This is a genomic window from Aminobacter sp. P4_D5, from assembly GCF_056401815.1.
Genome location: NZ_JBFUIP010000009.1, coordinates 14,258 through 33,793 on the forward strand (window position 1 = coordinate 14,258; position 19,536 = coordinate 33,793).

At 58.1% G+C, this 19,536-nt stretch carries 19 protein-coding genes and 7 pseudogenes; 16 read left to right on the forward strand and 10 right to left on the reverse strand.

The window, feature by feature from the left end; translation table 11 throughout:
- The first annotated feature begins 63 nt into the window (after positions 1–63).
- Positions 64–822: an SDR family oxidoreductase gene (locus AC1DWF_RS03755; RefSeq protein WP_476786011.1), complete on the forward strand. Its 759-nt coding sequence runs from the start codon at positions 64–66 to the stop codon at positions 820–822.
- A gap of 476 nt (positions 823–1,298) precedes the next feature.
- Positions 1,299–1,450 (forward strand): annotated as a pseudogene (locus AC1DWF_RS03760) (IS30 family transposase); the annotation flags it as partial.
- 52 nt (positions 1,451–1,502) lie between these two features.
- Here the strand turns inward: AC1DWF_RS03760 and AC1DWF_RS03765 are convergent.
- Positions 1,503–2,161 (reverse strand): annotated as a pseudogene (locus tag AC1DWF_RS03765) (IS6 family transposase).
- Between the two features lie 420 nt (positions 2,162–2,581).
- Here AC1DWF_RS03765 and AC1DWF_RS03770 point away from each other — a divergent pair.
- Together AC1DWF_RS03770 and AC1DWF_RS03775 are read left to right on the forward strand one after the other, a co-directional pair.
- Positions 2,582–2,794, forward strand: coding sequence for an aminotransferase class I/II-fold pyridoxal phosphate-dependent enzyme (locus AC1DWF_RS03770; RefSeq protein ID WP_476786428.1), 213 nt, complete (start codon positions 2,582–2,584; stop codon positions 2,792–2,794).
- Between the two features lie 324 nt (positions 2,795–3,118).
- Positions 3,119–3,688, forward strand: a complete 570-nt coding sequence (locus AC1DWF_RS03775; RefSeq protein ID WP_476786429.1) for an ANTAR domain-containing response regulator — start codon at positions 3,119–3,121, stop codon at positions 3,686–3,688.
- A 248-nt stretch (positions 3,689–3,936) separates the two neighbouring features.
- Here AC1DWF_RS03775 and AC1DWF_RS03780 read toward each other — a convergent pair whose 3' ends face one another.
- A complete protein-coding gene (locus AC1DWF_RS03780) occupies positions 3,937–4,350 on the reverse strand; it encodes an SRPBCC family protein (protein WP_476786430.1) in 414 nt (137 codons plus the stop codon).
- A gap of 46 nt (positions 4,351–4,396) precedes the next feature.
- Positions 4,397–4,840 (reverse strand): SRPBCC family protein, encoded by a 444-nt coding sequence (locus AC1DWF_RS03785; protein ID WP_476786431.1) that lies wholly within the window; start codon positions 4,838–4,840, stop codon positions 4,397–4,399.
- Positions 4,841–5,198: 358 nt separating this feature from the next.
- Between AC1DWF_RS03785 and AC1DWF_RS03790 the strand changes: the two are divergent.
- The 5 genes and pseudogenes from AC1DWF_RS03790 to AC1DWF_RS03810 all read left to right on the forward strand — a co-directional run bounded on the left by AC1DWF_RS03790 (position 5,199) and on the right by AC1DWF_RS03810 (position 8,035).
- Positions 5,199–5,443 (forward strand): annotated as a pseudogene (locus tag AC1DWF_RS03790) (DUF4287 domain-containing protein).
- Positions 5,444–5,706: 263 nt separating this feature from the next.
- On the forward strand, positions 5,707–6,204 hold the full coding sequence (locus tag AC1DWF_RS03795; protein ID WP_476841465.1) for a hypothetical protein: 498 nt from the start codon (positions 5,707–5,709) through the stop codon (positions 6,202–6,204).
- 2 nt (positions 6,205–6,206) lie between these two features.
- Complete coding sequence (locus AC1DWF_RS03800; protein ID WP_476841466.1) at positions 6,207–6,800, forward strand: OmpA family protein; 594 nt, start codon at positions 6,207–6,209, stop codon at positions 6,798–6,800.
- Positions 6,801–6,911: 111 nt separating this feature from the next.
- A pseudogene (locus tag AC1DWF_RS03805) lies at positions 6,912–7,258 on the forward strand (IS6 family transposase); the annotation flags it as partial.
- A gap of 306 nt (positions 7,259–7,564) precedes the next feature.
- The gene (locus AC1DWF_RS03810; RefSeq protein ID WP_476786325.1) at positions 7,565–8,035 is read left to right on the forward strand and encodes a GNAT family N-acetyltransferase; all 471 of its coding nucleotides are present in this window, start codon (positions 7,565–7,567) and stop codon (positions 8,033–8,035) included.
- A 14-nt stretch (positions 8,036–8,049) separates the two neighbouring features.
- On the opposite strand, the pseudogene AC1DWF_RS03815 reads toward AC1DWF_RS03810, so the two are convergent.
- A pseudogene (locus AC1DWF_RS03815) lies at positions 8,050–8,151 on the reverse strand (transposase); the annotation flags it as partial.
- 30 nt (positions 8,152–8,181) lie between these two features.
- Between AC1DWF_RS03815 and AC1DWF_RS03820 the strand changes: the two are divergent.
- The 4 genes and pseudogenes from AC1DWF_RS03820 to trpS form a co-directional block, all read left to right on the forward strand.
- A pseudogene (locus tag AC1DWF_RS03820) lies at positions 8,182–8,499 on the forward strand (SRPBCC domain-containing protein); the annotation flags it as partial.
- Between the two features lie 439 nt (positions 8,500–8,938).
- Positions 8,939–9,764 (forward strand): annotated as a pseudogene (locus tag AC1DWF_RS03825) (MFS transporter); the annotation flags it as partial.
- A gap of 329 nt (positions 9,765–10,093) precedes the next feature.
- Positions 10,094–10,501: a LysE family translocator gene (locus AC1DWF_RS03830; protein WP_476789100.1), complete on the forward strand. Its 408-nt coding sequence runs from the start codon at positions 10,094–10,096 to the stop codon at positions 10,499–10,501.
- 413 nt (positions 10,502–10,914) lie between these two features.
- The gene (gene trpS / locus AC1DWF_RS03835) at positions 10,915–11,931 is read left to right on the forward strand and encodes a tryptophan--tRNA ligase (protein WP_476789099.1); all 1,017 of its coding nucleotides are present in this window, start codon (positions 10,915–10,917) and stop codon (positions 11,929–11,931) included.
- A gap of 485 nt (positions 11,932–12,416) precedes the next feature.
- Here trpS and AC1DWF_RS03840 read toward each other — a convergent pair whose 3' ends face one another.
- Both AC1DWF_RS03840 and AC1DWF_RS03845 read right to left on the reverse strand, forming a co-directional pair.
- Positions 12,417–12,896 (reverse strand): SRPBCC family protein, encoded by a 480-nt coding sequence (locus AC1DWF_RS03840; RefSeq protein ID WP_476786749.1) that lies wholly within the window; start codon positions 12,894–12,896, stop codon positions 12,417–12,419.
- Positions 12,880–13,230 carry an ArsR/SmtB family transcription factor gene (locus AC1DWF_RS03845; RefSeq protein WP_476786750.1) on the reverse strand — a complete coding sequence of 117 codons (351 nt, stop codon included), beginning with the start codon at positions 13,228–13,230 and terminating at the stop codon, positions 12,880–12,882. The genes AC1DWF_RS03840 and AC1DWF_RS03845 overlap by 17 nt, the downstream gene beginning before the upstream one ends.
- Before the next feature lie 146 nt (positions 13,231–13,376).
- On the opposite strand from AC1DWF_RS03845, the gene AC1DWF_RS03850 reads away from it, so the two are divergent.
- Positions 13,377–14,018 (forward strand): dihydrofolate reductase family protein, encoded by a 642-nt coding sequence (locus tag AC1DWF_RS03850; RefSeq protein ID WP_476841467.1) that lies wholly within the window; start codon positions 13,377–13,379, stop codon positions 14,016–14,018.
- 306 nt (positions 14,019–14,324) lie between these two features.
- Here AC1DWF_RS03850 and AC1DWF_RS03855 read toward each other — a convergent pair whose 3' ends face one another.
- Positions 14,325–14,693 (reverse strand): winged helix-turn-helix transcriptional regulator, encoded by a 369-nt coding sequence (locus AC1DWF_RS03855; RefSeq protein ID WP_476841468.1) that lies wholly within the window; start codon positions 14,691–14,693, stop codon positions 14,325–14,327.
- 433 nt (positions 14,694–15,126) lie between these two features.
- Positions 15,127–15,825, reverse strand: a complete 699-nt coding sequence (locus AC1DWF_RS03860; protein WP_476783823.1) for an IS6 family transposase — start codon at positions 15,823–15,825, stop codon at positions 15,127–15,129.
- A 100-nt stretch (positions 15,826–15,925) separates the two neighbouring features.
- Between AC1DWF_RS03860 and AC1DWF_RS03865 the strand changes: the two genes are divergently transcribed.
- Positions 15,926–16,336 (forward strand): hypothetical protein, encoded by a 411-nt coding sequence (locus AC1DWF_RS03865; RefSeq protein WP_476783824.1) that lies wholly within the window; start codon positions 15,926–15,928, stop codon positions 16,334–16,336.
- A 447-nt stretch (positions 16,337–16,783) separates the two neighbouring features.
- On the forward strand, positions 16,784–17,254 hold the full coding sequence (locus AC1DWF_RS03870; protein ID WP_476783825.1) for a nucleoside deaminase: 471 nt from the start codon (positions 16,784–16,786) through the stop codon (positions 17,252–17,254).
- 144 nt (positions 17,255–17,398) lie between these two features.
- On the opposite strand, the gene AC1DWF_RS03875 is transcribed toward AC1DWF_RS03870, so the two are convergent.
- Both AC1DWF_RS03875 and AC1DWF_RS03880 read right to left on the reverse strand, forming a co-directional pair.
- Positions 17,399–18,349, reverse strand: a complete 951-nt coding sequence (locus tag AC1DWF_RS03875; protein ID WP_476783826.1) for an alpha/beta hydrolase — start codon at positions 18,347–18,349, stop codon at positions 17,399–17,401.
- A gap of 83 nt (positions 18,350–18,432) precedes the next feature.
- Entirely contained in the window at positions 18,433–19,533 is a 1,101-nt protein-coding gene (locus AC1DWF_RS03880; protein ID WP_476783827.1) for a glycoside hydrolase, read from the reverse strand.
- Positions 19,534–19,536: the final 3 nt, after the last annotated feature.

Consider the following 19,536-nt stretch of genomic DNA (forward strand, 5'->3'; position numbering starts at 1 on the left):
CGGGTGGCCGCGCCATCTGCCGCGCCGCTAGACAGCCATGACGCAATATTCAGGAGACACGTCATGGAACTGGAAAACAAGACTATCATCGTCACCGGCGCGAGCAGCGGGATCGGCGCGGCGGCGGCGCGGCTATTTGCATCCGAAGGGGCCAATGTAGTTCTAGGCGCGCGCCGATCCGGGGAGCTTGAAACCCTTGCGGAAGCGATCACTCAAGCCAATGGCAGAGCCGTGGTTTTAGCCGGCGACGTAAAGGATGAAGGCTACGCCGATGCTCTTGTCTATCTCGCGACAAACGAGTTCGGCGGGCTGGACGGCGCATTCAACAATGTCGGCATCGTGGGCGAGATGCAGCCTGTCCCGGATATGAGCCTCGGCAATTGGACCGATGTGATTTCGGTCAATCTGACGGGTGCCTTCCTGGCCGCCAAGGCGCAGATACCGGCAATGAAGGCGCGCGGGCAAGGCTCGATCGTCTTCACCTCGTCATTTGTAGGCTTCAGCAACGGTGGCATGCCGGGCATGGGAGCCTATGCGGCATCCAAGGCGGGATTGATCGGTTTGGCCCAGTCGCTGGCATCGGACCACGCCGTCGAGGGCATACGCATTAATGCGCTATTGCCGGGCGGTACGATCACGCCAAGCGGGGGTGAAGGAAATCCGGCCGCTTTGGAGTTCATCGCCGGCTTGCATCCCATGAAGCGGATGGCGACCGCCAAGGAGATTGCGCAGGCAGCCTTGTTCCTCCTTTCTGATCGATCCAGCTTCATGACCGGGAGTCCAATGATCGTAGATGGCGGAATGTCCGTTCGGTTGGCATAATGATCGCAAAAATGCCCTCCGAATGGCCAAGACCGTCATTCGGAGCGGCGTTGACGGAACATCGCTGCCTCAGTGACCCTGCGATGCAGGAGTGCGTCAAATTCGGGATTCTGGCCGGTTTGCTGATCGCAGGTCTGGCGGGCTACATCATCTTGAGGCTCACCTATCGCAGGAAGGCCGCAGCGGCGTCGTAGAAATCCTAAAACTCGTTACGTCAGGGTTTCGGGATTCTCACGACAAAATTGTTTAGACCTCAAGTCAGAAACGCTCAAGCATGTTTTTGAGCAGGCATTTGGCAACGCCAAATTCTTAACGAGCATTTTGCACCATGATTAAGAACCCGACCGAAGTCTTCATGGCACATTTGCGCGAGGGTGGCTGATACCCTACCCTCCCAACCGGCATGATGCACTTGGCGTAGATTCTCCAAAGCACCATTTTAGAAATGCGACACGGGAAATTTCCCGAATGCCACGATTGCCGACGACACGAGCAAAGAGCGTCGGCGCAAATTAGAAGGCTCAGGCGCTATCCGGAATTCCGCGAACTAGTCATCGAGCAGCTGAAGTCACATTGGTCGCCGGAACAGATCGCAGGCCGTGGGCCGATGGGGTCAGTCTCGGTGGTTGTGTCGCAAATTTCTTAGGAGCGCTGATCTTCGCCCGTTGACCTCGGAGCGATCAGGCGGCCAGTTGACTGAATTGCTGAAATGGACGCAATTCGGGCGTGAACTGCCCCTTGCGGATCATGTTGACAGGCTCGATGCCGGCGATGGTCGAGGCCGCTGCAGCAAACGACTTGAAGCCGGACATCGGGCGGACGCGTCGCTTGATGAAGCGATGATCCTGCTCGACAATGTTATTGAGATATTTGATCCGCAGCATCTCGATTGGAACCGGGCATCCGAACCGCTTCAGMATACGATTGATAGCGTTGATCCCGGCCGTGTTTGCGTACGCGGCAGGCCGTTCGCCTCAAGTGCTCGTGCGAAGAATTTCGTCGCTGCGGCCTTGTTGCGGCGCTTTGACAGCATGAAGTCGAGGGTCTGACCGAACTTGTCGACCGCACGGTAGAGATAGACCCATTCCCCTTTCACACGGATATAGGTCTCATCCATCCGCCAGGATCGATCCGTGGCGTGCTTGCGATGGCGGCTTCATCGTCCATGAGCCCGGCATAGCGGACAACCCATCGTTTCAGGGTGTGATCGAGCGCGACACCCCGCTCGGCCATGATTTTCCTCGAGATCACGGTAAGACACGCCGTAGCGCAGATAGAAGAACACAGCGAACAGGATTACGTCTCTCGGCAAATGCGCGCCCTTGAGTGATATCGCCATCGTTGCGCTCCCATCATCATCGCCACGAGCCCAACGATCGTTCGATCTGAAACTTGGTTTGCGACACAACCCCCGAACGTGATCGCCCGTCAGATGCCGGAACAGATGATCACGGCCCCACCATTCCAAAGGTGGCATGAAGTAGGCGGTCAGTTCCTGCGCGCTGGCACGTCACGCTCCCGATTGAGTTCTGCGTCGACCGTCGCCTGCACGACGGCTATGTCCGTTTCGGCTGCGGGTGCGATACGCGCGATCTCGGCCGAAACCTTCGCCCAATGGACAAACTCACCGGCATCGCCGCGAGCGTGGGACCGCGCGGCGCGGCGTTGTGCTTCATAATACGCCGTTCGTTGATAGCGTCTGACGAGTGCCCGCGCATCCTGCTGCTACCGGCAGCGGCGCGACCTGGCTCTCAGCCTGTTGCGAGATGCTCCGGGCCTTGAATGCGCCGGTGTCACGATCACAAGCTCTGCCGATTTCTGCAAATACCTGATCGAGGCCTTTGGTGTCGTCACAGTGCCTGGGGCAGGCTTCTTCTGCGATCCCTATTTCCGCATTTCGTTCGCCACATCGGAAGACGTCATCAAGGAAGGCTGCGCGCGCATCCTCACCGCCGCGCGCTCGCTGACATAAGGAGCCGGAGGCGGCGGCATCGTGGCGGAACTTGCCAAGGCCATAATCGCCATCTTGCCCAGGTACTTTGGTGCCGGTCCTCAGAAGTACCGCATCCTTCACTCCGAGCACCAGTCTGTCCCAATCTATTCGAGCCAACTGGATTCGAACCAGCGCGTTTTGCTATGGGGCATGCCAACGTCTACGCTCGTTTTGGCCTGATGGCCGGTGGAGCCCGGCCTTCGTGGTCGCATTCGGCCGTTTGCCATCATGTGCACGTCGATTGCCGCATTCCACAATCGACGTCGGCGCGCAAAATAGGGCATAGCCGCTAAACCTCTCGCCATGCTTGTGATTGAGGAAAACCGCATCCCCGCCTCGATCATCGAGGCGGGGCTGCGCGAAGCCGGCCATGACGAGGTAAGCCTCGTCCACAACGTTTCCGGCATCGCCCGGCGCATCGCCGAGATCAACCCCGAAGTCATCGTCATCGACCTCGAAAACTTCAATCGCGACATGCTGGAAAACATGTTCCAGCTGTCGCGCGCGGTGAAGCGGCCGATCGCCATGTTCGTCGACCGCTCCGACAGCGCCTCTATCGAGGCCGCAGTCGATGCCGGCGTCTCGGCCTATGTCGTAGATGGCCTCAAGCGCGAACGCGTCAAGCCGATCCTCGATATGGCCGTCAGCCGCTTCAATGCCTTTTCCAGGCTGTCGCGGGAGCTCGAACAAGCGCGCGGCGAGCTGGAGGACCGCAAGGACCGGGCCAAGGGCATCTTGATGAAGTCGCGCGGACTGTCCGAGGCGGACGCCTATGCGCTTCTGCGCAAGGCGGCGATGAACCAGAACCGCAAGATATCCGAGATCGCGCAAAGCCTTGTCACGGCGGCCGGGTTGTTGGGAGACGACGCATGACTGACGCCCGCTACCCGGTCGCCGCCGGCTTCCTGACGCTTCTCGACAGCGCGCTTCTGGTCTCGACCAAGGAAAAGGGTTCGCCACGGCCGAGGGCATCGACCTCACGCTGATGCGCGAGACGTCATGGACGAATATTCGCGAACGCCTGGCCATGGCCACTCCCCGCACTTCTGAAAGAAATGAAGGGCCTCTCGAATGCCTGAAAGTGCAAGGCATAGAATCGATCGAACGAACGCTGGATGTCGTCACTTTTCAACATAACTCCCGAAGTTATTCAGGATCGCCTGCCAGCCGTCGCGCTGCATCTCGATGGAGTTCTGCGACTCGGCATCGAACATGGTCGTCACCTTCGTACCATTCTCTGTGGCTTCGAAGGTCGTACGCGCCTTGCGCCCGTCGCCCATGGCTAATGTGATGGCCTTATGCGGCTCGACCTCTTCGTACACCGCCTCGAAATCGAAGCCGAAACTGCCGTCCTTGGCTTCCATGCGCGCCTTGTAGCCGCCGCCCACTTTTAGGTCGGCTTCGGCGCTAGGGCAGCACCAGTCGTCGGAAGCGAAGTTCCACCGCGTGATATCAGCGGGCGTCGTGTAGGCCTCCCAGACGCGTTCAATCGGCGCCGCGATCGTGGTAGCGATGGTGATCTGCTGGTTGGTCATTTTTCGTTTCCTTGTTGTCGCAGTTGGATGAGATTTCGCCGGCGGTTCATTGCGTGATTTCGGGCTCGACGAGTTTAGCAAGCTTGCGCAGCGACTCTTGCCAGCCGAGATAGCATGCCTCGACGGGGATCAGATCGGGCACGTTCTCCTGAACCACCGTCATCTCCGTTCCGACCGAGACTGCCATCAGCGTGACCGTCACTTTCATCTCGCCGGGAAGGTTCGGATCATCGAACGCATCGCTATAGACGAGCATCTCGCCGGGAACGAGTTTCAGATAGGTACCACCGAAAGAATGGCTTTGCCCGGTCGTGAAGTTTCGGAAGGACATTCTGTGCTTGCCGCCTTCCTTCGCCTCAAGCTCATGGACCGAACAGGTAAAGCCGACGGGCGGGAGCCAACTCGCAACCGCGTCAGGTTCCAGAAATGCGCGGTAGATCTTCTCGGGTTTCGTGGCGAAGATCCGGTGCAGTTTAACAGTGTTGGGCATGATCACCTCCATTCATTCAACTCCTCTAGGACGAACAAGTAATGCGTCTCCCGACAACCAACCTCTTTTTTTCCAGGGTCTTGGCTTGCTGATCGCTTTGGCCTTCGGCTTCGTGGGCGAACTTGAGGATTTCATAAGCAAAATCGTCCAGGGACCGCTTCGGGTCGGGAAGCAGAAGTTGCCACGCGGAGGCTCAACAACGAAGACATGGGGAAAACGGATGTTAGTCTGGCGGGAAGAATCCAAAGCGGATCGCTGTTATGATCATGGCCCGGCTGTCGGTTCTTGCGCCTATTGATCGTCCTGTGGTGAAAGCAAATTCTTGAAGTGATGATGGCAAAGATAGAAGGTGGCTCAGATGCCGGCAGAGACGAAGGTGAAAGGCCCTGCTTCGTACTTTCCTTCCATTGAGAAGACATACGGCAAGCCGACAAGTCATTGGCTTAGGTGCTGGATGGAATGAGGGGAAAGAAACACATGGAGATGGTTTCCACGCTCAGATCAGAGCACAAGATAGGTCATGGGCACCCCCGTTGCTCATCATCGGTCTCAGAGTGCGGCCTAACCACCCCGGATAGTGGATTGACGCCAGAGGCAGAATGACCGGCATTCAAGCTTCGTCGCCAGTTTTGGGATGAGACATCAAACGGGAGCGTCGCCTATTATATGGCGACGATCGCGAACTGCTCCGACGCCAAAGCCTGGCGCCGGATTCTGTCTTCCGCCGCGCGCGTGTCCCAAGGTTAACGTCAGAAGCGTGATTATGTGAGATTTGCCACATTGCCCCCATACGGGCAGGCGATTGAGGGTTCGTTTTGTGATTCATAAACGCCACCCGCGATTCTTAACAAGAGAGGATTGATAACATGGGTCTGACCAGAACCGCCGCAACCGCCTGCGCTCTTGGCGCCTTCCTGACGACCACCGGATTGTCTCGCGCCRTATTCGCCCAAACCCAGACCGAGGCCGCCTCTACAGCGCTCTTGGCCACGGGCTTGACGGACGGCGGAGCCGCCGAAGCCCAGGTGGTCGAGGCTGTCCGCAACGGTGACATCTTGACGATCAAGCTGCGCTTCAAGCCGCTCGGCGCAAGCAAGGTCGAACGAATCTACGATTCGATCAGCGAGAACGCCTATGAAAACAGCTTCTACGTTCTCGCCGGCAACAAGAAATACCTGCTACTCACGGACAGCAACGACAAGCCTCTGACAAATCCTAATCTGACCATCAAGGCCAGCAAGGATTCCCCGATCGCCGGCTCCTGGCACGGCAGATTTCCCGCCCCGCCAAGGGACGTCACGGAAGTGTCACTGACGATCCCGGGCGTCGAAACGCTCGACGCCATCAAAATTACCGACCGATAGCCATGACCGGCACAACTAAGTCTTCCCTAGCGGCGGTAGTGATCATGGCGGCGGCGAGCGGTTCCTTTGCTCAGGAGTCGCCCTACAATCGCGATATCCGCGATCTCAAGGCCACGGTTCTGGATCTGAAGGGTCTTCCCTCCGATCTGAACAACGCCGTGTCGGATCTGACGGCGAAAGCCGATGGGCTTGCCGCTCAGCACGGTGGTCTTTCCGTACGACAAGACGCGGCGACCGTCAGAATATCCATGACGGGCGATGTCCTGTTCGATTTCGACAAGGCAGACGTCCAGCCGGCTGCGGAACCGACGCTCACCGATATCGCGCGTCTCATCGCATCAATCTCCGCTGGCAGGATCATCATCGAGGGCCATACCGATTCCAAGGGCTCGGCCCAATATAACCAGGACCTGTCGCTTCAGCGGGCAAATGCGGTCGCGAACTGGCTTGTGAGGCACGGAGCAGACAAGGCGCAACTGTCGGTCAAGGCATTGGGTGCCAGCCATCCTGTCGCGCCCAACACCCTTGAAAACGATGCGGACAATCCAGCTGGGCGTGCATTGAATCGGCGCGTCGAGTTCGTATTGCCCAAGTAATTCGCGCAGGGGATCTCCGGGCCGATGACTACCCGTTGGCTTTGTCGCAAAGTTTCGGTGCTGTCACATTGTTATTTCGGCTGGGATAGCTGCGGGGCATGAGCAGGACCGCGCCGACTTACAAGAACCACCGCTATCCCATTGAGACCGTAGCCCGTGCGGTCTGGCTGTATTTCCGGTTCAATTTGAGCCTGCGCGACGTCGAGGAAATGCTGCTGGAACGCGGCATAACCGTTTCCTACGAGACGATCCGCCGCTGGTGCGGAAAATATGGCTCCGATTATGCGCGTCGCTTACGCCGCAAGTCGCCGACGAAAGACGATATCTGGCATCTTGATGAGCTTGTCGTGCGCATCAACGGTCAGAAATGTTGGTTGTGGCGAGCGGTTGATCAGGAGGGTTATGTACTTGACGACATCGTCCAGACGCGCCGCAACTCCGAGGCTGCTGCAGAGTTATACTATGGCGCCGCGCAGGGCGGCAGGGCATCGAATGCCGGTGATCATCATACTCAACTAAGCATGAACGAGGGATTCTTTTGATACACTTGGCGTACGAGAACCCGATATTATCCTCGCGACCGATAGGAGGAGTTAGGCCCGGATTACCGGAGTTCTTTGCGGCCATTTCTTCATATACGGTTGAAAGAGTCATTTTTAGGAGTTTTTCACGATTGAGAGGTTATCGGCGTGTTGCCAAGCTTTGAAACTGAGCGGCTTTTTGTTCGACCTCGTACGATGTCAGATTTTCACGCATGCCTAGCGATGGACCGTGACCCGGAGGTTACAAAATTTATTCCCGGTCCGTGGAATGACACGCCGAAGCATGAAGCCTTCCTGAGAGACAGGATAAAGACTGCGCTTGGGGATGGACTTGGATATTGGTCTATTTTCCCCAAAGAGCGGCCTGACCAATTTGTAGGTTGGATTCTCCTAATCCCATATGATGGCGTTGGCCCAGAGATAGAAATCGGCTGGCGCTTAAATCGTTTGGCGTGGGGAAACGGGTTTGCAACGGAAGCGGCTCGCCTAATCGCAGAGTATGCTTTTCACACGCTCGGCCTCAACCGGATTGTTGCTAATATTGATCAGAGGAATTTATCATCAGTGCGCGTGGCGGAGAAGATCGGTATGAAGTTCATCGGAGATGGTGAGCACGGGGAAGATGCTTGTAAGTGTTTTGCGATGGGAAAGGCTGACTTCGCTGAGCCGATATCGCAAAGGACCGCACAGTAAGGGACTCTCTCGGAGTCCAGAAAGCGGCGCTGATATTTGCCGATCAGTTTGGGGGCGAAGGTGACGGACCGGTCGCGCGGAATCGACAGCTGCGTCCTCGACGTACCCATCTGCACCCTCGTTGCGCGGGTCAAGAGACTATCCGGATTTCCGTGGGCGGGGAATGGCGCTTCGACATGGTGGGCGTGTTCGAGGGCCAAAAGCAGCGCTTACCCAACCTCATGCGCTTCCTGAAGGTCGTGCCGAATGAGCTAATCGTGGTGGACTATGGTACCCCGGACCCCAACGACCTGGAGCGCTTCTACATGACGGTTACCTTCGATGAGCAGACCGACGGCAAGACCGTGCTGACCATGCGCCAGCTTCACCCAAGCCGCGAACGCCGACAGGTGGTCGTCGGTTTCGGCGCGGTGGAATATGGTCTGCAGACGCTGGATAGCCTCGCCACGTGGCTGGATAGTTGACCGTTGCTCATCTGGAGGGTTGGCGGTCGTGTCGCCACAGTCTCCATAAACGACCGCTTTATGATTGTGCGGTCCAACCGCGAACGGCAGAAATGGGGTCGGAAGCAGACATTGTCCCAAACTTCGCAATTAACCATCGAGCGCTTTCCCGATCGACTCCAGTCAGCTTCCCAGGTATGAGCCGCCGCATGTTCAGGATCTCGCACATACTGCTTTGACTTCTTGGTGGCCTGACGGTCACTTCGGACCAATGAATTCGCCATCGCCATGACCGTCGTGCAGCCTGCTGCATTGGTCTTGCACCTCCACATCCCGTCCGGAGGTTTGGAAATACGCGGCTCAGTCGCCTTCCAAACCGAGGAGGGACTGAGCCTTGGCAAAGTCCGAACAAAAACCCAAACGACAGCATTTCCTGCTGTCGCCCGAATGCCGAACTCTCACAGTCATGGACTTGGCAAAGGACCGCGAGGCGACAGCCTATGGTTGGTTCAAGCAGATGCGTTGGCCACAGACGGACGGCGAACCCTTCCCCGCTCTCGGACCGATCGCCGGGGCTGTGATTGCCGATGAATTTGGATGGCGGGCCATTTTCGTCACGTTGGGCGCGGCCACCGTTCTGGAGCTCCTGAATGCCGTGTTCCGGTGGCATGAAACGCGGCCCGCGACAGCGGTCCCCGCTCAGCAGGCGTTCCTGCCGATTTTTCGCAGCCATGCCTTCTGGACCTATACGCTTGGGTTCAGCACAGCCATAGGAACGTTCTTCGTTTTCTTCGCAACCGCTCCCCGCGTTCTTATTGACAAGGCCGGCTATTCCGAGCTGGAATTCAGCGTGGCCTTTGCGACAGCAGCGGTCGTGATGATAATCATGACGCGGTTTGCCAAGCGGTTCGTCGCGAAATGGGGGATTGCCGGCAGCCTCGCAAGGGGCAGGTGACGCTTCTGGCGGGAGCAATTCTCCTGAGCGTGGGACAAGTCTTCGGCTCGCTTCGTTCCTGGCATTCATCGTGCCAATGTGGGTGATGGCAATCGGCATCGTTGTCACCGTGTCGGTCACGGCCAATAGTGCCCTCGAAGGATACAACGATATCGCGGGATCAGCCGTGGCGCTCTATTTCTGTGTTCAGAGCTTGATCGTCGGCATCGTGGGGACACTGATGGTCGTCGTGTTGCGGGGGGATACTGCTTGACCGCTCGTGGCCTATTCCTCGACCATGGCCCTATCAGTTTTGACTGCATTGCGGTCGCTTAGCCAGCGCGGTCGGTGACGCTGTAAACTGATGATGCCGGACAGCGTATAACCGCCGTCCGGATTCAGGACACGTGTCGCGAAAATCCTACAGATCGTCCCAAAATGGGATTTGGGACGGTCTGCCTAAGTCGCGCGACAAAGACCACCTAACCGAATCTTGTTGATGCTCCCTAGAGTTTGCGGATACATTCCTCAGATGACCAAGTTACTCAATCATATCGCGGGCTGGTGGCTGCTGATCTAAAGGCGGCTCCAACTGTTATGTACAATCTGGGCTGCCACATTGGGCATCCTTTTTATTTCTCCGGCTCGACTGCGGCGTCCAAACCTCGAACGGAGAACTCTATGGATAATACAATTTTCCATGCCCTTATTAGCTTTGTCTTTGCAGCGACAATCATACCCGGCTCGAATAACATTATGGTCATGGCGTCGGGTGCGAATTTTGGTGTCCGCCGCTCAATACCGCATCTGCTCGGGGTTTCCGTTGGAGTCCTTCCGATTATACTGCTGGCAGGCGTCGGACTAATGGCAATTTTCGATGCTGTTCCCGCGCTTGAGGCAGCATTGCGAATTGTCTCGACGATTTATCTTCTGTGGCTCGCTTGGAAGATCGCGAACGCCACGCCGCCCGAGGCTGGCGATGCGGTTGGCAGCCCGCTTTCTGGGTCAACCCGAAAGTTTGGGCAACCAGTTTATCCGCGATCACCGTTTTTGCGCCGAATCGCGTACTCGTTTCCGTGGTGCTGGTAGCATTGGCCTTCGCCGTAATCGGGTTGGCCTCGAATGCTATTTGGACGTGGATGGGAACCGTGCTTCAGCGTTGGCTGACGGTAGGTCGTAGGCTTCAGCTTTTCAATATCACTATGGCAGTTTTGCTGATTGCCTCACTCTATCCTGTAGTCCGGCATTAAGCGCCATCGGTTTGTCGCGAGACACCTAAGATTCACGAATCTCGTCTTGGCACTTGCGAGATATCGGCGGCATGTGGCATCTATCTGGCATGATCGACTTTGCCAATATCAGCCTCAGCATCTGGTGGCGCTCCTTCTAGGAGCGGCATGTCGTCATTTTTTTTAAATTGACCCTTTGCCGCCGTGATCCGGCAGGCATGGTCAAATTCCCGATAGTCTTCCGATCGCGGCGGCTCCCTTACGGAGCCCCTTATGTCCAACTCTGCAAATAAACTCCCAATTATCCTGACAGGGGATCGAACGACCGGCCCCCTTCATCTCGGCCACTACGTCGGGTCGCTGAAGAACCGCGTGGCCCTTCAGCATACCCACGAGCAATTCCTGCTTCTCGCGGATATGCAGGCCCTGACCGACAATGCCCACAATCCTGAAAAGGTTCGACGTAATGTGCTTGAAGTTGCCTACGACTACCTGGCTGTGGGGATTGATCCGGCCCTAACGACGATCTGCGTGCAATCGGCTTTGCCGGCGCTGGCAGAATTGACCATGCTCTATATGAATTTCGTGACCGTTGCCCGGCTGGAGCGAAATCCGACCATCAAGACGGAAATTCAGCTTCGCGGCTTCGAACGCGACGTGCCGGCCGGTTTTCTCTGCTATCCCGTTGCACAGGCGGCCGACATTACCGCGTTCAAGGCAACGCTCGTTCCCGTAGGCGGGGACCAGGCCCCCCTCATCGAGCAAACCAACGAAATCGTTCGGCGACTGAACCGGCAGATCGGCCATGTCCTCCTGCCGGAAGCTCACGCCATGATCCCAACCGTTGGCCGTCTGCCGGGGATCGATGGCAAAGCCAAGATGAGCAAATCGCAGGGGAATGCTATTCTGCTTTCCGCCTCGCCGGATAAAATTCGTGATGCCGTGCGGCAAATGTATACGGACCCCCATCATGTGTGTGCTGCTGACCCCGGAACGGTCGAGGGCAATGTGGTCTTCACCTATCTGGATGCCTTTGGCGATGATTTGGCCGACATTGAGGACCTCAAGACCCGATACCGCCGGGGCGGGCTGGGCGACATGGCAGTGAAGCGGCAGCTTGAGGATGTTTTGCAATCCTTGCTCGCTCCGATCAGGGAGCGCCGTGCCCGGTATGCGGACGATCCGGGCTATGTCATGGACCTCCTGCGGCAGGGCACCTTCAGAGCGCGCGTGAGGGCACAAACAACCCTTGAGGAAGTGCGTGCCGGTTTGGGTCTCTTTTCACTCTAGCAATTGTCGTAAATGTCAGTCGCAAAACATTGACTTTTGCATCCGACTTTTGCGACAGAAATTTTCCCGAAAATTCAACGCGGCCGATTCTGTCGCATTTCCGCAGCGATTTCTTTAGTCGCGCGGACTGTCGCCACTGGCGGTTAGCCGCGCATTTTTCAAAGGAACTGGATCTATCATGGACGCAGTTATCGTCTCCGTCGCTCGTACACCGATTGGCAAGGCCTATCGCGGCGCGCTGAACAACACGCCCGGTGCTGTCACATTGTGAATTGTGGGCGCACGAGATCCAAGTGGTGCTTTTCAGGAGAGGTCCAGCGCCACGGCTTTCCATTGTGCCGTTGCACTGAGGCGATGATTTCGGATTTGGGAAGCGGAACGATTGGTCCGGGATGGAACGAAGAGATTGCAAACTGCGGAGAAGATCGACACGAAATGCTGGAGCGAGCCGATCGATCTGAACCAACCCTCCAGATGAGCAGCGTTCAACCATCCAGCCAAGTGGCGAGGCCATCCAGCGTCTGCAACCCATACTCCACCGCGCCGAAACCGACGACCACCTGGCGACGTTCGCGGCTTGGGTGAAGCTGGCGCATGGTCAGCACGGTCTTGCCGTCGGTCTGCTCATCGAAGGTAATCGTCATGTAGAAGCGCTCCGGGTCGTTGGGGTCCGGGGTACCATAGTCCACCACGATCAGCTCGTTCGGAACGATCTTCAAGAAGCGCATGAGATTGGCGAAGCGCTGCTTTTGGCCTTCGAATACGCCCACCATGTCGAAGCGCCATTCCCCGCCCTCGCGGATATCGGCCTCCTGGTTCTCGATGCTGAGGCCAGCCGGCCCATACCATTGCGCCAGCGCTTCCGGGTCCATCCAGGCGGCGAAGACCTTATGCCGCGGGTGCTTCAGCACCTTGACCAGCACGATCTCACGGTCGAGCGACCAGGTTTCAAACAGCTTTTCCATCGTCGTTCGCTTCCGTCTTGTCCAAATAAGTTTCCAGCCGGTCGAGCCGCTCGGCCCAGCGTCGGCGCTCCGCTTCCATCCAGTTTGCCGCCTCGGCGAAGCGCGCCAGCTCCAGCCGGCACCAGCGGCTGCGCCCGCGTTTCTCGCTGACGATCAATCCGCAATCCTCCAGTACCTTGAGATGCTGGGCGAAGGAGGGCAGCGCCATGTCGAATGGCTCGGCGAGTGCGGTTACCGGCAGCTCGCCCTCGACCAGCCGCGACACCACCGCGCGGCGGGTCGGGTCGCTGAGAGCGTGAAAGGCAAGATCGAGTGGGGCAGAATGGTGAGGCATTTGACTCAGCTAGAACGGATCAGGATATGGGTCAATGATAATTAGGTACTTGCCTTTCTATTTGGCGTAAAATACAAAGGCAATCACCTTAATATCAAGGTCGCCAGATATCGAGGCGGCTTCAAACTTTCAGAAGGAGCGTTCTAATGGCCGTTCGTGTTGATCTTATCATTTCGCTTGATGGCTTCGCGACAACCACTGACCAAACCCCCGAAAAACCATTTGGCGAAGACTGGATGCGCCTTGTCGGTGCCTACGTCGCGACCAGGACATTCCAGGAGCGCGTGCTCAAGGACGTCAGCGGCAAAGGCACCACTGGCATAGACGATAGGTATGCGCAGGATTACTTCGACAATATCGGCGMGGAAATCATGGGGGCCGGTAAATTCGGCCTGCATAACTTCCCTGATGACCCGAACTGGAAGGGGTGGTGGGGCGACGAACCTCCGTTCCGCTGCCCGGTCTTTGTGCTGACCCACAAGCCTCGCCCCTCCATCGAAATGGTCGGTGGCACCACGTTCCACTTTATCGATGCCACCCCGGCTCAGGCGCTCCAGCAAGCCGCAACCATCGCAAATGGCAAGGATGTGAGAATTGGCGGCGGACCAAGCATGGTGCGTGACTATCTGAAGGCCGGACTTGTGGACCGCCTGCATGTTGCCATCGCTCCAATTCTGCTGGGGCGGGGAATACGCCTTTGGGACGATCTGCGCGGCCTGGAGGCCGGATATACGGTCAAGTCGGAAACGGCAGAGAGTGGCATCATCCACCTCACCTTTCAACGCTAGATCCTGAGCTGGGTCGATCTTGGACCGTCAATCACAGCCGTGCCCTAACTCAGGCATCCGCTTCTTGCATTACGGGCCCGATAGCGGCCAGTCCCCTTCCCACCCCTACTGCGACATTCCCTTGTCGCGGAAATCCTGATTTTCGCGACAAAATCACCGGCGCTGATTTTTCAAAGAAAATTCTGTCGCAAAAGTCAGGTGCGAAAGTCAAACTTGTGCGACAGACTTTCGCGACACGTCGCGGCCCGGAATCCGGGCCGCTGCGGACGTGGTGCAGGTTTCAGGAATTGCGCGACACGCGCCAATTCATCGATTAACCGCGACCGATCCGGCGAGCTTCCGGCCGACGCTTTCGATAACCTCGATGACGGGCAGCAGTTCGCGCMCGAGATCGGTCAGCGCATATTCGACCGTGGGCGGCGTGGTGTCGATGACGGTTCGCCCGACTACGCCCTTCTCCGCGAGGTCTTTCAGCCGGGCGCTCAGCATCTTGGCGGAAATGTTAGGAATGTCGCTGCGCAGCTCGCTGAAGCGGCGAGGCTCCCCCGACAGCTTCCAGACGATGTTAGGCGTCCACGCGCAGCCGAGAAGGTCCATGCACTGTTGGAGCGGACAGGCCGCCGATGCGCAATCGGGCAGCGGCGGAACCGTCGAGTTGCGGCGGGCGAGGACCATCGGGCGCTCCATGGAGGTTCCTGCGAGGAAACCCCAAAGTTCAGTTACCAGACGTTATCTCATTTACGAAGGTTACTGCAACTCCCTACCTTCGGCATCACGACCAACCGTTCCAGACGAGGTTTCCGTGAGCGCCGATGCCGTTTCCCCATTGCCCGATCCGATCATGCCTATCGCCATCGCTGGATTGCGGCCGTGGTGCTGATTCTGGCCTTCATGATCCGATTGTTATGACGTTGTTGCAGGGATCGGGCTTTGCCGGGTATTAAGGTTGTACCTGCCTGACAGGATTGTCTGAATGCCGCACAAGTTCAATGACGCCCGCCGCCATATGCTCCCGAGGCAGCGGCATCGGGTGACGAACTGGACGGAATACAATGGGTTTTGTTGCAACGGCTGATTGGAAGCGCAAAGAAGGCTGGTCCGAGGCCAATTATGCGGCAAGAATTGCGAACTGTTCGGCCAGGGACGGATTCGGATTGAAGGCGTATCTCGCCTGTCGCTTGCGCATCATGTGGACCATCTCGATGCCGGACAGGATGATCGCGGCTGATGCCTGTGATTTGAAGCCAAGCATTGGCCGGACGCGGCGCTTGATGCGCCGATGATCCTGCTCGATCCGGTTATTCAGGTATTTATCCTTGCGGATTTCGATCGGCTTCAGCCGGCGTCGGGAGCGATCTTGCAAGCGATTTGTGGTGTCACAGGAAACGATAGCCTCGTGGTTGGTCTGGCTACCATCGATAACAACGCGGTCGGGCCGGCCATGACGTGCCAGCGCTTTCCTGAAGAACCGCTTGGCCGCTAATAGATCACGCTGCTCGCTGAACCAGAATTCGACCGTATCGCCGACACTGTCGATAGCGCGATAAAGGTACATCCACTGGCCGCGGACCTTGATGTAAGTTTCGTCGATATGCCATCTGCCGGTCACGCTACGCTTGCGTCGGTTGAAACACTCCAGCAATAGCGGTGCGTAGCGGACGGTCCAGCGGTGAATGGTCGTGTGGTCGACGGCAATGCCTCGCTCAGCCATCATCTCTTCCAGATCACGCAGGCTCAGACTGTAGGCCAGGTACCAGCGCACGCACAGCAGGATCACTGACTGGTCGAACTGGCGGCCCTTGAACATTCAATCCTCCAAAATGTCAGAGGCTCTCCTTGCCACAGTGCCGGTATTCAAAACGTTGCAACACAACCACCGCGCGCGGCCCTTGTGCAAGCCCGGATCTATGTTCGACCGCTACATTACTTCATGCATCTGCCAGAATCTGCTGGCTTCGGGCAATTTCGAGGCGAAGGACCGCGAACTTGAATCGCTGACCAAAAGCCCGATAAGCAAGGGCCCGTATAGGCTTGTATATGCTAATCCAAACGAGGCTGTGCCGTCGTTGCCCGTTCGTATTCACCTTGCACTTACCCCGCGAAAATATGCCCGCGCGGCGGTGCTCTGGAGCTACTACATATCCGCGCGCCTTTATCGCCCCCGCGAGGCGAAGGAAAACGTGATTTTAGGCTTGGCCCGCCATATGCGAAGCCGATTTGGCGACGAGATCATTCCAGATGAAGTCAGCGCAGCGATACCTGCGACAATGGGTGGTGTCGCCGGGCCCGCGTCCGAAAAAATATCTTCTTACGTCTGACTGCTAGTAAGTGCTTTCGTTCGCCGGCTGTACGTCAAGCTATTGGGCTTGGTTGACTGGCGTAATTTCGCTCCAGCTTCTTCCCTGGGGCGGAAGCCCGGCACGACAGCGTCGACGCCTTCACCGTCGACGTTCGCGGCGGATCAAAGATACCGCTGTGAGCCTCCCAGCGCATCACGCGTCACGAGAGATAACACTCGACGTTTCTCCAGGCTCCTGGAGCGTCTGCTTGTCAGGCGCAACTAAGCGCTCTCTATGGCTGACTTGGAGCGAAACTCCGCCAATGGTAACGTTTGACAATCCCGCTTAATAGAGGCGCTTAATGGTGGATGCTAAGTAGCAGATGAGGGTGCGTTGCGCCGCCGGCATGACCCGGTAGCTTTCTGCCAGTCAGATCTATTTGGTAGAGTGGTCGGCCGCCCGTAAAAATATGAGGGGATTTTTGCCGTGACTCGAGAACAGATGATCACCCATATCCGTGAAGCCAATGATGTTGCCCGCGCCACCGCTGCCCATGGTCATCATCCATTCGGTGCGGTGCTGGTCGGGCCTGACGACGAGGTTCTCATGCGCCAAGGCAACATCGATACGGTGCATCATGCGGAGAGCGAACTTGCGCGGCGAGCGGCGGCGGCCTATTCGCCAGAATTTCTCTGGACCTGCACGTTGGTATCAACCGGCGAGCCCTGTGCGATGTGCACAGGCACACTTTACTGGGCGAATATAGGCCAGCTTGTCTACGGCTATGAGGAGACCAAACTCCTCGCACTGACTGGCGACCATCCCGAAAACCCCACGATGAGCCTTCCCTCCCGCACGGTGCTTGCCTCCGGCCAGAAGGAGATCGAAGTACTCGGTCCCTTCCCCGAGATCGAGGACGAGCTGCTTGCGCCTCACCGCGATTTTTGGAAGCGCTGACGCGGCCGTCGCTCCGGCGGAGGCTCCGCAGCGAGTACCCGGGCGTGTCCGTCTAGCGACGAATATTCGTTCGGCTTCCCGATCGGTCATCCTGATCAATCGACAGGTGGCTACTAGGACCTGTTTAGTTCGCCTGCGAAAGTCTCACAAAGTTGCCGCCGCCACGCCCGTGCGGATGATACGCGCGTCGAGTTCCTGCAGGCGCCGGGCAGGCCCGGCATTGCTCGGTTGAAGGGCTATAGCCTCGACAAGCATGTCGCGCGCGGTCGCCAACTCGCCGTCGCGTATGTGTCGATTGGCCCGGTGGTAGAGGTAGTTGACCCGCTGCACGGGCGAGAACTCCTTGAGGAACCGCTCGCAAAGCCTGTCGGCCCAGGCGGGATGACGCGCAATCGCGGTGAGCGCGGTCTGATAGGGCCGCATGGGTGCGTCGACCCGGACCGCGCGGGCGAGCGAGCGCAGGCCAGGCACATTGTCTGCCCGGCAGGCTTCTATAAGGGCCAGCCCGCGTGCCGTTCCGGCGAAGGCCCGGACAGTGCCGTGGCCTGTCATGTGCACCGGGACGAGCCGCGTCCGCTCTTGCAACGCCGCGATCCGCTCCGCGTGCTCGCGATCGACGGCATGGAACGGATCATGGAAAACATAGGCGCGGCCAGCAGCGTGCTGAGGCGCGACCTCCATGTCTTCATGAAGGGAGGGCGAGAAGTGGCGCGTGAAGCGGCCGTCGAAGGGGACCGCCCTGGGATCGATTGAGATCTGCGGACAGAAGGCAATCGCGACATCGGCATCGAAGAGCCGGCGATAGCGGAGCGTCGCGTAGCCACCCTGGGAGTGGCCATAGAGGATGCGTTCGCTTGCCTGCCGCAGGATCGGCGCTGCCGCGACGCTGGCCTTCGCCATGCTCGCCACTGGGAACCAGTTGGGGCGCCGGCTGATGAAACCGAGAGCGGTGATGTCCGCCTTCTCGCAAAACCGCTGCCCCCAGAAGCGGCTGCCGTTTGCCTGCATCTCCATTTCGTTGAAGGTCACGAGAACATAGGGCGACGATCCCGCCCTGTGAAATACCTCTAGGTTTTCGTCTGAATAGATGAGCAAGTCCAGTTCCCGGATGTTGGAAATACTCTGGCAATACGGATCGCCGCTTCACTATATTTGCACCTGCGCAAAGCTTGCCCCGCTCAAGGCACTACTGACCGCGGCGCCTCGGTTCTGGCCGGTGCGACGGCCAATGCTCCCGCAGGGCTCAACCGGCCGCAACGCCACAGGCTATATGACTTCTCAGTGTCCCAATCGTAGTAGTAGGCTGCCGTCAGCCGCCCTTCGTCCATCAATTGCTGAAAGACTGTGCGCACGGCCCGCACAGCATCTTCCCGCTTTTGGTCGTCGACGGGGCAGTCGCGTGCGGTATTCGCAATCCCCCATTCCGTCACCCAGCAGGGTCGGCCATCACTGTCGGTCCGGCAAAAATCGAGGATGCGCTTCACCTGCTCCGCAAGCGCCTGCGCTGGTTTCTGTCCTGGATAGACGTGAATACCGTAGGCATCGACAAGGCTGTCGATGCCCCGCTTGCGCAGCAGCGCAATGACTTCATGCGGATCGAGGCGCTCCATGCCTCTCTTGTCAGCCCAGCCCGCACTCAGGTCGGACAGGCCGGCCGAAACGATGCCGGCGTCGCTGCTGTGAACGGTACGCCGCACCTCCTCGCGGGTGATCTTCACGGCCTCCAGATATTTGTCGAGCCCCTGCTCGAAGGCCACCCTGCCCGCGAGATCGGCGATGCTGCGTGGGGTCTGTTCGCCGGGACGACGATAGACAAGGAGATCGCCATTGTAGGCACTGAAATTGATCTCGTTTCCGGGTTCGATCGCCTCCAGCCGAATGCCCAAGGCATCGATACGGCCGAGTGCGTCGCGCAATCCCATGCGGTACCGGTCGAGATCGAGTTCCGAGAGCCGGTGGACATCCCAGATGCGGCCGAAGCCGGCCCGGGGACGAGCCTTCTCGGGATAGAAGCTCTTGTTGGTAAGCTGGACCTCGAGAAGGATCCGTATGCCCAGGCGATTTGCAATCTCAAGGGCCTCGATGCTCTTGTCGACTGGCCGCGACAGCGAAAGACGGGCATGGGTGATGCCGTTCGCCGTCATCTCCCCGAGCACCCTTTCCTGGTCGCTTCGCGGCAACCAGGCGAGGTTCATGCGGTTGATCCCGATGCGGGCACCTTGCGTCTCGCCGGCATCGGCAGCCGGCACTGGTGTGTTGCCACAGACAGCCAGCAGCATGCC